Here is a 13,530-nt window from a genome sequence, read left to right as displayed (position 1 = left end):
GCATGCTCAGGGTGGGGTTGACCGGGGGAATCGGGTCCGGGAAGTCGACGATCGCGCGGTTGCTCGTGGAGAACGGCGCCGTTGTGATCGACGCGGACAAGTTGGCGCGTGAGGTTCTCGAGCCTGGCAGTGACGGGCTTGCCGAGGTCGTCAAGGCGTTCGGTGAGGATGTGCTTCAGGCTGACGGCTCGCTTGACCGGGCTGCGTTGGCTGCCAAGGCGTTTGCTTCCGAGGAGGCTCGGCAGACGCTCAACGGGATCACGCATCCTCGTATCGGTGCGCTGACCGGGCAGCGGATGGCCGAGGCTCCTGAGGACGCCATCGTCGTGCACGACATCCCCCTGCTGGTGGAGCGGGACATGGCGGCCGTGTACCACCTGGTGATCGTCGTCTTTGCGGACTCAGCCACGCGGCTGGAGCGGCTCGTGACGAGCCGGGGGATGGATCGGCAGGACGCTGAGAAGCGCATTGCCGCTCAGGCGACTGATGAGCAGCGGGCGGCCGTTGCGGACGTGTGGCTCGACAACAGTGGTGAGGTTCCGGACGTCACTGGGCTGTGGGATCGGTTGGTGGGGTTCGAGAAGAACCTGCGGTCAGGGGCGTACGCGTCCGGGGCGCCGATTGTGGTGCCCTACGACGGGCGGTGGCCCGCGCAGGCTCGGCGGATTGCCCGGCGGATCAGCTTGGCTGCAGGTGGGCGGCACGTTGAGCACATCGGGTCGACCTCTGTGCCTGGGCTCGCGGCGAAGGACGTGCTCGACTTCCAGCTTGCCGTTGAGGACATGGAGACCGCTGACGACCTGCGGGAAGCGTTGGGGCAGGCCGGGTTTCCGTACGTGGGGCCGTACGAGGACACGCCTCGGGGTGAGGGTGACTGGAGCAAGCGGGTGCACGCCGGGGCCGATCCCGGGCGGCGGGTGAACCTGCACCTGCGGGTCGAGGGTGCCGCGAACTGGCGGTGGGCCGTCGACTTCCGGGACTGGCTGCGGAACGACGCCGGGGCGCGGGAGGAGTACGCGGATCTCAAGATCGAGCTGTCACAACGGTTCGCTGGCGACGCCGGCGGCTTCGCCTACGGTGAGGCGAAGGAACCCTGGATGGAGGCGGCCGTGCGGCGCGTCGAGGCCTACAGGGGCGGCCAGGAGTCGTAGATGCCCTGCCACGTCAGCCACGACGTCAGGTTGTGGTTGACGTTGCTCAGCTCTTCGAGGGTGCGGTGGACCGTGCGCAGCGCCTGGTCGGCGTCGCCCGGTCGCAGCACGCGGCCCGCGACGGCGGCGGCGAAGTCCTCGCTGCGCACGATGCGGGCCGTGGTGCCGCCGGGGACGGCCAGTCCCAGCAGCAGGTCGGTGGTCTGCCAGTGGCGGTGGTCGCGTTCGACCCGCACCGCCGACAGCACGCTCGGGCTGCTGCGCGCGTGCCGGGAACGCGGGCGGTAGGTGGTCAGGCGCAGGCCCAGTTCGGGCATCAGCCAGGTGACCTCGGAATCCGAGAACGGGTCTTCCGGGGTGGGATGCTCGATTCGCAGACCCCACCGTTCGACATAGCACGAACTGAGAGTTCGCGAGCCACCCGACGAATACGAGCGCACGCCCGAAATGGTGTCGACGACATCGACCAACTGAGGTGTAGTGACCGCTCCCACGCCGCCGAGCGTAGTCAAATATGTGCTCCCAGTTACACGCCGGGTCGATTTGTTACGTCACGGTCAGGTGACGAACACTCTCTGTATATCAACGCCAGGTCGTGGGACAACCCGAATAGGTGAGCCACCTGACCACATCGTGACCGTGCGCTGAAATGCCGGACACCGCCGAGTAGGTGGTTTCCAGCGCCCGTTGCGCACGTTGCGGGGAGAGAAACTCGTGCTGAACCGCGGAGATCAACTCATCCGTGTCCAGAACGGTCACGCTGTGGCCCGTTCGGACTATCAGGTCGAGGTACATATCGGTCGTCTTCCAGACGCTGCCGATCGCGTTGATCTCCACGACGTCGACGTAGAAGTCGAAGTCGAGCCGATGACCGGGGTGCCACGACTGGCGGGTCACGCGGAGGTTGAGCTTGGGCAGGAACCAGCTCTCGAAGTGGCTGATCTTCGGATGCCCGGCGAGCGGCCGGAACATGTAGAGGCCCGTCGGCGTGAGCCGGAACTCGTCGACGCTCCTCAGCTGCCCCTTGGGGTCGGTGTTGCTCTTGGCGTCCAGGTCGAAGTACTCGATCTTCGGCGGATGGATGTGTGCCACGTCCGCGATACTGCCATCGCCGGGCGCCGCGGCCACTTAGGATGCCGCGCATGTTCGGGATCATCCGCCCCTGTCGCAACAGGTTGGGCGCTGAGCTGCGGTCCTCGTGGCTCTCACACCTTTGTGGAATGTGCCTGTCGTTGCGCGACGAGCACGGTCATCTCGCGCGCCTCGTCACCAACTACGACGGGCTGATGATCTCGGCCGTGGTGGAGGCGCAGTCCGGCGTTTCGCGGCGGACCGCCGGGCCGTGTGCGCTGCGCGGCATGAAGTCCGCGGACGTGGCCATCGGTGACGGGGCGCGGCTCGCGGCGTCGGTGTCGCTGGTGCTGGCGTCGTTGAAGATCCAGGACCACATGGACGACGGCGACGGGCTCGCGGGCCGGGTGCCGTGGGCGGGACGGGTGGTGGCGCGGCGCTGGGCCGCCAAGGGCCTGGAGACGGCCTCCGGCCTCGGGTTCGACGCGTCGGTGATGGTGGACGCGGTCCGGCGGCAGCCCGAGGTGGAGGCCGGAGCCGGGCTGGGCAGTTCCGTGCTCGTGGTCACCGAGCCGACCGAGACCGCGACGGGGTTCGCCTTCGCGCAGACCGCTGTGATCGCCGGGAGGCCGCAGAACACCGAGCCGTTGCGCGAGGTAGGGCGGCTGTTCGGGCGGGTCGCGCACCTCATCGACGCCGCGGAGGACCTGGAGGAGGACAGGGCCTCGGGGGCGTGGAACCCGCTGCTGTCCACCGGGACGTCCGTCGCCGAGGCGCACCGGCTGTGCCTGGACGCCGTGGCGGGGGTCAGGCTGGCTCTCGCCGAGGTGGAGTTCACCGACTCGCGCCTCGTGCACAAGCTGATGGTGCACGAGCTGGAGGAGTCGGTCGTCCGGGTCTTCGGCAAGCGCAAGCGGCACGAGTACCCGCCGGGCAAGCCCCGCTGGTCGGATCCGGGCAGCGGGCTGTGGGCGTACCCGAGGCTGAACTGGCAGCGGCAGCCGCGCGGGTGCTTCGAGGGGTGCGGGGCGTTCCTCTACATGTGCGGCACGTGCCAGTTCTGCTGCCGCGACCCGTTCCCCGGCCCGTGGAGCGACAAGCGGCGGGACGGGTGCGACGGCGGGGACTGCGGTCCGAACTGCGACGGCAACTGCTGCGACTGTTGCTGCTGCCCCTGCGATTAGGGGCTCTGACCAGGCGTAATCGGAAATTGTCAGACCCTCGGCGTAACGTGCTTCCCGTGGCTTTCGCAACCGAGCTCCCGCCAGAGGAAAGCACCGTCAAGGCGCACTCCGAGCACCGTCCCGTCGGCGACATCGTCCGCACCGACGGGCAGTTCCGCGTGGTCAGCGAGTACCAGCCGGCAGGCGACCAGCCGGCTGCGATCGCCGACCTCGAACGCCGCGTGCGCTCCGGTGAGCGCGACGTGGTGCTGCTGGGCGCCACCGGTACCGGCAAGTCGGCGACGACGGCGTGGCTGGTCGAGAAGCTGCAGCGCCCCACGCTGGTGATGGCGCCGAACAAGACGCTGGCCGCCCAGCTGGCGAACGAGCTGAAGGAGCTCTTCCCGCACAACGCGGTGGAGTACTTCGTCAGCTACTACGACTACTACCAGCCCGAGGCGTACATCCCGCAGACGGACACGTACATCGAGAAGGACTCCTCGATCAACGAGGACGTGGAGCGCCTGCGCCACTCGGCCACGATGTCGCTGCTGACCAGGCGCGACGTCATCGTGGTCGCGTCGGTGTCGTGCATCTACGGCCTGGGCACGCCCCAGTCTTACCTCGACCGCTCGATCCAGCTGGAGACGGGCGTGGAGGTCGACCGCGACGCGTTCCTGCGCCTGCTGGTCGACGTCCAGTACACGCGCAACGACATGTCGTTCACCCGCGGCTCGTTCCGCGTGCGCGGCGACACGGTCGAGATCATCCCGTCCTACGAGGAGCTCGCGGTCCGCGTCGAGTTCTTCGGCGACGAGATCGACAAGCTCTACTACCTGCATCCCCTCACCGGCGACGTGGTGAAGGAGGTCTCCGAGCTGCGGATCTTCCCCGCGACGCACTACGTGGCGGGCCCGGAGCGCATGGAGCGCGCGATCCGCGACATCGAGGCCGAGCTGGAGACGTCGCTCGCCCAGATGGAGCGCCAGGGCAAGCTGCTCGAGGCCCAGCGCCTGCGCATGCGCACCCAGTACGACCTGGAGATGATGAAGCAGGTCGGGTTCTGCAACGGCATCGAGAACTACTCGCGCCACATCGACGGCCGCGGGGCGGGCACGGCACCGGCGACGCTGATCGACTACTTCCCGGACGACTTCCTGATGGTCATCGACGAGTCGCACGTGACGGTGCCGCAGATCGGCGGCATGTACGAGGGCGACGCGTCCCGCAAGCGCAACCTCGTGGAGCACGGCTTCCGCCTGCCCTCCGCGCTCGACAACCGCCCGCTGACGTGGGAGGAGTTCGCCGACCGGATCGGCCAGGTCGTCTATCTGTCGGCCACCCCGGGCCCGTACGAGATGGGCCAGGCCGGCGGCGAGTTCGTCGAGCAGGTCATCCGGCCGACCGGCCTCGTCGACCCCGAGGTCGTCGTGAAGCCGACCGAGGGCCAGATCGACGACCTGGTGCACTCGATCCGCGAGCGGGCCGAGCGCGACGAGCGGGTGCTGGTCACCACGCTGACCAAGAAGATGGCGGAGGACCTGACGGACTACCTGCTGGAGCTGGGGATCCGGGTCCGGTACCTGCACTCCGAGGTCGACACCCTGCGCCGCGTCGAGCTGCTTCGGCAGCTCCGGCTCGGCGAGTTCGACGTGCTGATCGGCATCAACCTGCTGCGGGAGGGCCTCGACCTCCCCGAGGTGTCGCTGGTGGCGATCCTGGACGCGGACAAGGAAGGCTTCCTGCGCTCGGGCACGTCGCTGGTGCAGACGATCGGCCGCGCCGCTCGCAACGTGTCCGGTGAGGTCCACATGTACGCGGACCGGATCACCGACTCGATGCGGCACGCGATCGAGGAGACCAACCGGCGGCGCGAGAAGCAGGTCGCGTACAACACCGAGCGCGGGATCGATCCGCAGCCGCTGCGGAAGAAGATCACCGACATCCTGGAGGCGGTGTACTCCGAGATCGAGGACGAGGTCCCGGTCGGCGGGTCCGGGCGAAACCAGTCCCGGGGCAAGCGAGCCACCGGAGAAGGCGGCCGGTCCTCGGGCGTGGTCGCGTCGCACGAGCGGGCAGGGATGGCCCGGTCGGAGCTGGCGGACCTGGTGCAGTCGCTGTCGGACCAGATGATGAACGCCGCCCGCGATCTGCAGTTCGAGCTGGCGGCTCGGCTGCGCGACGAGATCCAGGACCTGAAGAAAGAGCTCAGGGGCATGGACGCCGCGGGGGTCAAATGACGGCTGAATTACGCACGTAGCTTGGGCAGCATGGGGAGATCGCTGTGCCAGCACGTGGTCGACGCGGGTGGTCTGGAGATCGTGCTCCGGGAGGCGTGTCCCGGTGGCGACATCGAGCTGGAGACCTTCCCGGGAGCTCTGACGGCCACGGTGACCCAAGGCGACCGCTCCGTGCGCGTGAGTCTGTGGCGCCAGCAGCGCCAGTTCCGCATTCGATACGTCCTGCGGAAGGCCAGCCTGGCTTATCTCACCACGACCGACCTGGCCGAGTTCACCGGCTCGGTGGCGCTGTGGCTCGGCGGGGCCACAGCACGGGAGCTGGCCGCTGCCTGGCCGTCGTTCGCCGATTTCGTCGCCGTCGCCGACGCGTTCGAGAACGGCGATCGGCTTGAGTTCATCTGGCAGATGGACCGTGCCCTGGGGCAGCACGGCCTGGGTGAGTTCATCGAGGCGGCGATGCGGGAGCCGAGGTTGCGGCGCTTGTACCCGTTCACGTCGCACTGGTGGATGTCGTTCAAGGTCGCCCCGGACGCCCACCGGTGGGACGGGCCGTGGGTTCGTGCGCTCGGTGATGGACGGTTCTCGGTGACCGGGGTCCGTTACCCGGATCGCGTCGACGTCGACTACGACGCCGCCGAAGCGGTGCGGGTGTGCGTGGCCGAGCTGGACCGTCTCGGCGTTCCGTCACCGTCGCCGGGATCCGCCTGTCCATAGTGGAGTGGGTCGTGTCGCATTGAGTTAGATCGACGTGTGCGGTGCGTAGTCCTTGAGACCACATAACGATTTGCGCGCCCGCCGTAAATCGCCCTCTGGGGTGAGATGTGCGCGGACTGCTTTCGTCAGGGCCCCGGGCGGCCATGATCTCGGGGTGGATGTGGACTCCCACCTCGCCGCGGTGGAGCAGGCGCTGATCGCTGTGCGGCGCAGTCAGTCTCGTAGGGCCCTGGCCGAGTTGGCCGTACCGGCCTTCGACGTGCTCGACGTCGTGGAGACGGCTGAGCGGACTGGGGCCCAGGCCACGGTTTCCAGTGTTGCCTTGGCTTTGCACGTCGACCAGCCTCGGGCCAGCAAGCTCGTCACCAGTGCCGTCGACGCCGGCTTGGTTGCTCGGGTCGCCGACAAGGCCGACGGGCGGCGGGTGTTGCTCGTGCGGACGCCTCGGGGCCGGGCCACGTCCGCTGAGCTGCACCGGGCTCGGCAGAGTGCCTGTGCCGTCGCGATGGCGGACTGGAACGAGGAGGAGCGGGTGGAGTTCGCCCGGCTGCTCACTCGTTTTGTCGCGGTGTTCGGCGCGCGCTAGTTTCTGTTGTGACACTTGACGAGTTGATCGTCTACTGCGCCGGCAAGCCCGGCGCGGAGGAGACGTATCCGTGGGGCGAGGCCGAACTGGTGTGCAAGGTCGGCGGGAAGGCGTTCGCCTTCATCGGCCTCGACGTGCACACCGTCGGTCTGAAGTGCGGCACCGACGCCGAGGCCGCCGCGGTGTGGCGAGAGCGCTTTCCCTCTGACGTCACGGTGAGCGGCTACATCGGCCGGTACGGGTGGAACACCATCGCCCTCAAGGGAGCCGTGCCCGACGACGACCTGCTGGAACTGGTCGACGGCTCCTACGACGCCGTCGTCGCACGGCTGCCCAAGGGCAAACGGCCCGCTGTCTAGCGGTCTTCCGGCTGGATGATGCCGAAGATGTTGTTCTCGGTGTCCTTGTAGTAGGCGAGCAGGCCCACTCCGGGCATCTTGTCCTTGGGCAGCGCGACCGTGCCGCCGTTGACCTCGATCGCGGCTATGGTGACGTCGATGTCGGCCACGCTGATCGTCATGACGTAACCGTGGACCGGCGCGTCCGGCTCCGGATCCGGGCCGCGGCGGGGCAGCAGGCCGCCGTTGACGCCGGGCTGGTCTTCGTCGCCGGTGACGATGGTCCAGTAGGGGATGTCGCCCCACTGTTCGATCTTCCAGCCGAAGACCGAGGTGTAGAAGTTCCGCGCCCGCTCGGGATCTGCGGCGTGGATCTCGAAGTGCACAGGACGTGACATGAGACGGCACGCTACTCCGGACAGTGGTTGTCCGCATTGGTCTCTACCGTGGCGGCATGGCAATCGGAATCCAGGTCACGATGGACGCGGCGGACCCCGGCAAGCTGGCTGCTTTCTGGGCTGAGGCACTCGGTTACGTCGTGCAGCCACCCCCTCCCGGGTTCGACTCGTGGGAGGACTTCGCGGTCAAGAACGGCATCCCGTTCGAGTCGGTCAACGACTACTCGGCGATCATCGATCCCGAGGGCGCCGGCCCGCGGTTCTTCTTCCAGCGCGTGCCCGAGGGCAAGACAGCGAAAAACCGCCTCCACCTCGACGTGAACGCCGGGCTGGAGGCGGTTGATCGGCTCGTTTCCCTTGGTGCCACGAAGGTCCAGGAGTTCAACGACAACAAGGGCCACTGGGTCGTGATGCTCGACCCCGAGGGCAACGAGTTCTGCGTGCAGTGACTAGCTGGTGATGTCCTTCGTCTTGAACACACGCGCCGCGAGCAGCGTGAAGACGCCGCCGTAGACGAGTGCGGAGAACGTGCCGCGGGTCATCTCCGACCAGTCGATGTCGGTCGAGAGCAGGTCGGCCCACGCCATCGCGTAGTGCGTCGGCAGGTAGTTGCGCAGGTCCCCGAGCGGCTCGATCTGGTCGAGGATCTGCGACACGATCGAGACGAGCACCGTGCCGCCGACCGCGCCGAGAGGCGCGTCGGTGGACACGGACAGGAACATCGCGAGGCCCGCGACCCAGAACAGGTTGATCGAGATGTAGACGACGGCGAGCGCCATGCCGAGCACGCCGTCGGCGAACGGGGCCGCCTCACCGGTCGGGCTCACGACCTCACCGGCGCCGTACCAGGCCACGCCGACGCCCAGGGCCACTGCGGGGAGCAGGGTCAGGGCGAAGACGCTGAGGATGCCGCTGCTGATGGCCTTCTGACGCAGCAGGCGGTGCCTCGGGATCGGTGCGGCGAGCAGGTACTTGAGGCTCGACCACGACGCTTCGGACGCGATCGTGTCGCCGAAGAACAGCGCCACGATCATCGGCAGCAGGAAGCTGCTGCTCACGAACAGCGTGAGCACCACGAAGTTGATGCCGCTGGCGGTCGCGAGGTCCACGAAGCCGCCGGAGCGGCGGTTCGGGTCGGACTGGCCGATCTCGAAGCTCGCCGCGAGGATGAACGGCAGCAGCACCAGGAAGCCCAGCACGAGCTGGGTCCTGCGGCGGCGGATCTGCCGTTGCAGCTCCACGTGGATGCGGAGCGTGCGGCGCGCCTTGTACCCGGCCGACGAGCCGTCCGGTGCCACCTTGGTGTGCTGCGCGGCGGCTGCGTCGGTGAGGTCGTTGAGCGCGCCGGGGTCGGTGTGGACGCCGTTCTCGTTCATCGGTCCACCTCCTGACGGATCGGTGCCTTCGTGCGGTTGGGGTTCGCCGTGAGCACGGTTTTCACCGATGGCGAACCTGTGGCCGCGGGCGGCTGTTCGGCGCCGGAACTGTCGGTGCCGACTGGGATAATCAAGTCAAGGGGTCCCCCTTCGCCGGCGAGCAACGTGCGCTCGCTCGACGAGGGGACCTCTGCCTCGGCCTGGGCGTCCGTCGCGGACGCCGCTGCCGTCAGGAAGTCATTCACCGACCAGCTCCAAGAACGCGTCTTCCAGCCTGCGTCGCGGACCCGCCTGGTCCACCGCCACGCCGGCCGCCACGAGAGCAGTCAGTGCGGCGGCGCGCGGGACGCCGTTCATCGACGCGTGCACGGCACCGTCGTCCTCGTGCACGTCGTGCACGCCTTCGAGGCCCCGCAGGACATCGGCTGCCTTCGAGGGGGAGTCGACGCGGAACGTCGCCTCGCCGCCTCCCGCCGCGATGTCGGACACCTCGCCGGCGGCGACGAGCTGGCCCTTGTGCATCACGACCACGTGCGAACAGGTCTGCTCCACCTCGGCCAGCAGGTGCGACGACACGACGACCGTGCGGCCCGCCGCGGCGTAGCGGCGCAGGACCTCGCGCATCTGGTGGATCTGGGGCGGGTCGAGGCCGTTGGCCGGCTCGTCCAGGATCAGCAGGTCCGGGAGGCCGAGCATCGCCTGCGCGATCGCCAGCCGCTGGCGCATGCCCTGGCTGTACGTGCGCACGCGGCGGTGCACCGCCTTGCCGAGGCCCGCGATCTCCAGCGCCTCCTCGACGTGCGCCTCGTCGAGCGGCCTGCCCGTCGCCGCCCAGTACAGGCGCAGGTTCGCGGCGCCGGAGAGGTGCGGCAGGAAGCCGGAACCCTCGACGAACGAACCGATGCGCGACAGCACCGGAGCGCCCGGCACGACCTTGTGGCCGAAGACCCGGATGTGACCCTCGGACGGGTGAATCAGGCCCATCACCATGCGCAGCGTCGTGGTCTTGCCGGCGCCGTTGGGGCCGAGCAGACCGAGGACCATGCCGTGCTCCACGCGGAACGACAGGTCCGTCACCGCCTTCACGCCGCCGGGGTAGGCCTTCGTGAGGTTCGAGATGACCAGCGGGACGTCCGCGAGGTCCGGGTCCGAGTCCTGCGCCATGCGGCGGCGGAACATCGCGATGACGCCGGAGCCGATCAGCACGAGCAGCGCGATCACGATGCCCCACAGGGCTTCCGTCGGGAAGCCCTCGGTGACGTTGCGACCGGGCACCACGGGCACCGAGATCTCGTCGGACGCCAGCGAGATGCGGTACGCGGCGGGCTGCTCGGCGTTCGCGAACGCCTGGTCCGTCGTCGACACCACGAGAGCCAGCTTGTGCTCGCTCTCCACCGGACGCACCGCGCCCGGCAGCGTCACGGTCACCTCGGCGGCGGAACCGTCCGGCGGCAGCGCCACGCGGAACGGCGCGACGATCGAGCCCGGCAGCGTGCGGGTGCCGTCCTTGGAGACGTCGTAGAGCTTCGCGAACAGGATCGCCTCGCCGGAGGTCTGGTCACCGCGCGCGACCTTCAGCTTCACCGTCGACGACCCGGTCAGCAGGACCTGCGAGGTCAGCTCCTCCGAGGTGAACACGGCGGCCTGGCCGGGCATGTCGAGCGACAGCCGCGACGAGATCGCCGACGACCGCGCCAGCGCCGAACCGAGGCCCGGCAGGTTGCTGACCGACGCGGGGTTCCCACCCGCCGGGTTCACGACGACCTGCTCGCGTCCGGTGAGCTTCAGCGTCTTGCGCTCGGTCGGCGAGCCCTGCGCGAGGCCGGGGTACGACGGCGCCACGACCGTGCGCAGCGACGGCTGACCGGACGAGCGGAACGCGCCCTGCACCGTGTACTCGAAGCCGGTGCCGGGGTCGGTCCCCCTGCCGCGCAGGTGGAAGTCCATCCAGTCGGCGATCTCGCCGCGCAGCGCGGTGCCGGGGTTGCCGCCGTCGTGGCCGCCCGCGTACCAGACCATCTTGACCTGGCCGCCCGCCGCGGCGATCTGCCGCGCGGTGGCGTCGGACTGGTCGAGGCCGAACAGGGTGTCCTGCTCGCCCTGCACCAGCATCGTCGGCTGCTTGATCTGGTCCGCCACGGCGACGGGGGACGACTTGCGCAGCAGGTCGAGCGTCTGCTGCGAGGCGCGGCCCGTCGTGGCGACCTCGGTGTAGGCGGTGCAGACCTCGGGGGTGAAGCGGCCGCACGCGCCCAAGGACGGCGTGGGCGGCTGCAGGCCCTGGGCCCCGGAGTTGCCTCCCGGCGCCTGCGGCGCCTGGCCGGAGTTCTGGTTCGACTCCCGCTCGCCCTGCTCGGGCGCTTCACCCGTGGGCGACGAGAGGTCGATCGACGTCATGCCCGCCGAGAAGAAGATGCCCGCCCACGAACGCTTGAACACGCCGTCCTCGCCGAACGCGGTGGCGGACGGGGTGGTGTCCGCTCGCGGGGTCGCCAGCGCCGAGTTCGGCAGCAGCGACTGGGCGAGGTCGTTGTACGTGATGACGGGGACGATCGTGTCGACGCGCTTGTCGACGCCCGCGAGCAGCAGTGACAGCGCACCGCCGTACGACGCGCCTGTCACGCCCACGCGGGGGTCGCCGCCGCTGTCCTTCTCCACCTCGTCACGTGTGCCGAGGAAGTCGAGGAGCTTCTGCGCGTCGCGGACCTCGCGGTCGACGGAGTTCAGCGCGATCTGGCCCGTGCTGCGGCCGAAACCGCGCGCGGACCACGTCAGCACGACGAAACCGCGCCGTGCGAACTCCTCGGCCTGCGTGTGCACGCTGCGGAGGCTGCCGCCGAAACCGTGCGCGAGCATGATCGCGGGTGCGGGCGTCTGCTGGGGGAGGTAGAGGCGGGTCTCGATCGTCACCGTCTGAGCGCTGTCAGGGCTCTCGGGTGCGTCGATGTTCGCTTCTTTGAAGGAAACGGCAACAGGGTCGTCTCCGGATCGAGTGAAGTACACGCCACCTGCGACGAGGGCGAGTACCACGATCAATGCGGGGATCGTCCACCTGCCGCGAAGGCGGGAGAGGCGGGACACGACGTTGACGATATGCGAGTTTTGCTGAGAACGGCCTGTCGGGATCCGGTCGCGGTCTCAGCATCAGTGGATCTTCAGCGCGCCTTCAGGTAGTGGTCGGTTCCAACCCGAACGACACGCTGCGTATTCCCATCGCACCTGGTTGCGTGGGTCTGCTCACCCTGTGTGGCGCTAACCGCTCTTCGTAGAGCACAATATTGACGCAGCATGGAGGGGAGTACTCCCTAAGCGGCGGTGTCGTCAGTACGGAGCTCGGCATGGAGCTCCCGGTGCCGTCGGTCGTTCGAGAGATCATCTCGGCGGCGGAGGAGACCTCCGGGTTTATCTGGCATGCGCTGAGAATCCCGGAGGTTGGGTTGTGAACGTCCCCGCATGGATGTGGCTCGCGACGATCGGTGGTCTGCTCGTTCTCCTGGCCGTGGACCTCGTGATCGTCGATCGGAAACCCCATGAGGTGACGATCGGTGAAGCAGCCCGCTGGGTGATCTTCTACGTCGCGATGGCCGCCGTCTTCGGCCTCGGCATCTGGTACTTCTCCGGTGGGCAGTACGCCACGGAGTTCTTCGCCGGGTACATCACCGAGTACTCGCTGAGCGTAGACAACCTCTTCATCTTCTTGATCATCATGACGACGTTCAAGGTGCCCGCGATCCACCAGCACAAGGTGCTGCTGATCGGCATCCTGCTCGCGCTCGTCATGCGCGGCATCTTCATCGCGGCCGGCGCGGCGCTCATCAGCCAGTTCAGCTGGGTCTTCTTCATCTTCGGCGCGTTCCTCATCTACACCGGCTGGCAGCTGGCGCGGGAGAACCACGACGAGGACGAGGAGTACAAGGAAAACCTGATGCTCCGCATGGTGCGCAAGGTCTTCCCGGTCACCGACGACTACCACGGCTCGAACTCGTTCATCAAGATCGACGGCAAGCGCTACGTGACCCCGATGTTCATCGTGATGGTCGCGATCGGCTCCACCGACCTGCTCTTCGCGCTCGACTCGATCCCCGCGATCTTCGGCCTCACCAAGGAACCGTTCCTGGTCTTCACGGCCAACGCGTTCGCGCTGATGGGCCTGCGCCAGCTGTACTTCCTGCTCGGCGGACTGCTCGCGAAGCTCATCTACCTGTCGATCGGCCTCTCGGTGATCCTCGGCTTCATCGGCGTCAAGCTGATCCTGGAAGCCCTGCACACCAACAACCTGCCGTTCCTCAACGGCGGCGAGCCCTTCCACGTGCCGACCATCGGCATCGAGGTCTCGCTCTCGGTGATCATCGGCGTGCTGGCGATCACGACGATCGCCAGCCTGTGGAAGGTCAAGCGCCACCCCGAGGCCGCGAAGCACGTCGGGGCGGACGCCAACCACTAGTGGTGCGGCCCGGAACGTTGCCGGGGGATTTGCGGTCAGACGGGTGCAT

At 68.1% G+C, this 13,530-nt stretch carries 14 protein-coding genes; 8 read left to right on the top strand and 6 right to left on the bottom strand.

The annotated features are described in order from the left end of the window. Positions 1-2: 2 nt before the first annotated feature. Positions 3-1,151, top strand: a complete 1,149-nt coding sequence (coaE, locus tag IEY88_RS37745; protein WP_189159716.1) for a dephospho-CoA kinase — start codon at positions 3-5, stop codon at positions 1,149-1,151. Here the strand turns inward: coaE and IEY88_RS37740 are convergent. Next, a complete protein-coding gene (locus tag IEY88_RS37740; protein WP_189159715.1) occupies positions 1,127-1,645 on the bottom strand; it encodes a ribonuclease FAU-1 family protein in 519 nt (172 codons plus the stop codon). The two genes, coaE and IEY88_RS37740, sit on opposite strands and share 25 nt — an antisense overlap. An 88-nt stretch (positions 1,646-1,733) precedes the next feature. Next, positions 1,734-2,243: a ribonuclease FAU-1 family protein gene (locus tag IEY88_RS37735; protein WP_189159714.1), complete on the bottom strand. Its 510-nt coding sequence runs from the start codon at positions 2,241-2,243 to the stop codon at positions 1,734-1,736. Positions 2,244-2,293: 50 nt separating this feature from the next. Between IEY88_RS37735 and IEY88_RS37730 the strand changes: the two genes are divergently transcribed. The 5 genes from IEY88_RS37730 (at position 2,294) to IEY88_RS37710 (ending at position 7,284) form a co-directional block, all read left to right on the top strand. Continuing rightward, entirely contained in the window at positions 2,294-3,406 is a 1,113-nt protein-coding gene (locus IEY88_RS37730) for a DUF5685 family protein (protein ID WP_189159713.1), read from the top strand. A gap of 56 nt (positions 3,407-3,462) precedes the next feature. Further along, positions 3,463-5,625 carry an excinuclease ABC subunit UvrB gene (gene uvrB, locus IEY88_RS37725; RefSeq protein WP_189159712.1) on the top strand — a complete coding sequence of 721 codons (2,163 nt, stop codon included), beginning with the start codon at positions 3,463-3,465 and terminating at the stop codon, positions 5,623-5,625. A gap of 30 nt (positions 5,626-5,655) precedes the next feature. Beyond that, positions 5,656-6,339, top strand: a complete 684-nt coding sequence (locus IEY88_RS37720) for a DUF6193 family natural product biosynthesis protein (protein ID WP_189159711.1) — start codon at positions 5,656-5,658, stop codon at positions 6,337-6,339. Between the two features lie 154 nt (positions 6,340-6,493). Further along, the gene (locus IEY88_RS37715; protein ID WP_308426046.1) at positions 6,494-6,925 is read left to right on the top strand and encodes a MarR family winged helix-turn-helix transcriptional regulator; all 432 of its coding nucleotides are present in this window, start codon (positions 6,494-6,496) and stop codon (positions 6,923-6,925) included. A gap of 23 nt (positions 6,926-6,948) precedes the next feature. After that, complete coding sequence (locus IEY88_RS37710; protein ID WP_229694129.1) at positions 6,949-7,284, top strand: MmcQ/YjbR family DNA-binding protein; 336 nt, start codon at positions 6,949-6,951, stop codon at positions 7,282-7,284. Here the strand turns inward: IEY88_RS37710 and IEY88_RS37705 are convergent. Then, complete coding sequence (locus IEY88_RS37705; protein ID WP_189159709.1) at positions 7,281-7,661, bottom strand: VOC family protein; 381 nt, start codon at positions 7,659-7,661, stop codon at positions 7,281-7,283. The genes IEY88_RS37710 and IEY88_RS37705 overlap by 4 nt on opposite strands. A gap of 56 nt (positions 7,662-7,717) precedes the next feature. Here IEY88_RS37705 and IEY88_RS37700 point away from each other — a divergent pair, with 56 nt between their 5' ends. Beyond that, on the top strand, positions 7,718-8,110 hold the full coding sequence (locus IEY88_RS37700; RefSeq protein WP_189159708.1) for a VOC family protein: 393 nt from the start codon (positions 7,718-7,720) through the stop codon (positions 8,108-8,110). Here the strand turns inward: IEY88_RS37700 and IEY88_RS37695 are convergent, their stop codons facing one another. Genes IEY88_RS37695 through IEY88_RS37685 form a run of 3 tightly spaced genes read right to left on the bottom strand, consistent with a single transcriptional unit; the run spans position 8,111 to position 12,118 of the window. Further along, the gene (locus tag IEY88_RS37695; protein ID WP_189159707.1) at positions 8,111-9,037 is read right to left on the bottom strand and encodes an ABC transporter permease; all 927 of its coding nucleotides are present in this window, start codon (positions 9,035-9,037) and stop codon (positions 8,111-8,113) included. Next, positions 9,034-9,282: a hypothetical protein gene (locus IEY88_RS37690; RefSeq protein ID WP_189159706.1), complete on the bottom strand. Its 249-nt coding sequence runs from the start codon at positions 9,280-9,282 to the stop codon at positions 9,034-9,036. The genes IEY88_RS37695 and IEY88_RS37690 overlap by 4 nt, the downstream gene beginning before the upstream one ends. Beyond that, positions 9,275-12,118, bottom strand: a complete 2,844-nt coding sequence (locus tag IEY88_RS37685) for an alpha/beta fold hydrolase (protein ID WP_189159705.1) — start codon at positions 12,116-12,118, stop codon at positions 9,275-9,277. Before IEY88_RS37685 ends, IEY88_RS37690 begins: the two co-directional genes overlap by 8 nt. Positions 12,119-12,476: 358 nt before the next feature. Between IEY88_RS37685 and IEY88_RS37680 the strand changes: the two genes are divergently transcribed. Then, positions 12,477-13,481: a TerC family protein gene (locus IEY88_RS37680; protein ID WP_189159704.1), complete on the top strand. Its 1,005-nt coding sequence runs from the start codon at positions 12,477-12,479 to the stop codon at positions 13,479-13,481. The last annotated feature ends 49 nt before the right edge of the window (positions 13,482-13,530 follow it).

The sequence above is a fragment of the Lentzea pudingi genome, from assembly GCF_014646255.1.
Classification (GTDB): domain Bacteria; phylum Actinomycetota; class Actinomycetes; order Mycobacteriales; family Pseudonocardiaceae; genus Lentzea; species Lentzea pudingi.
The sequence above is the reverse complement of the archived record's forward strand: the minus strand, read 5'-3'. Positions and strand labels throughout refer to the sequence as shown.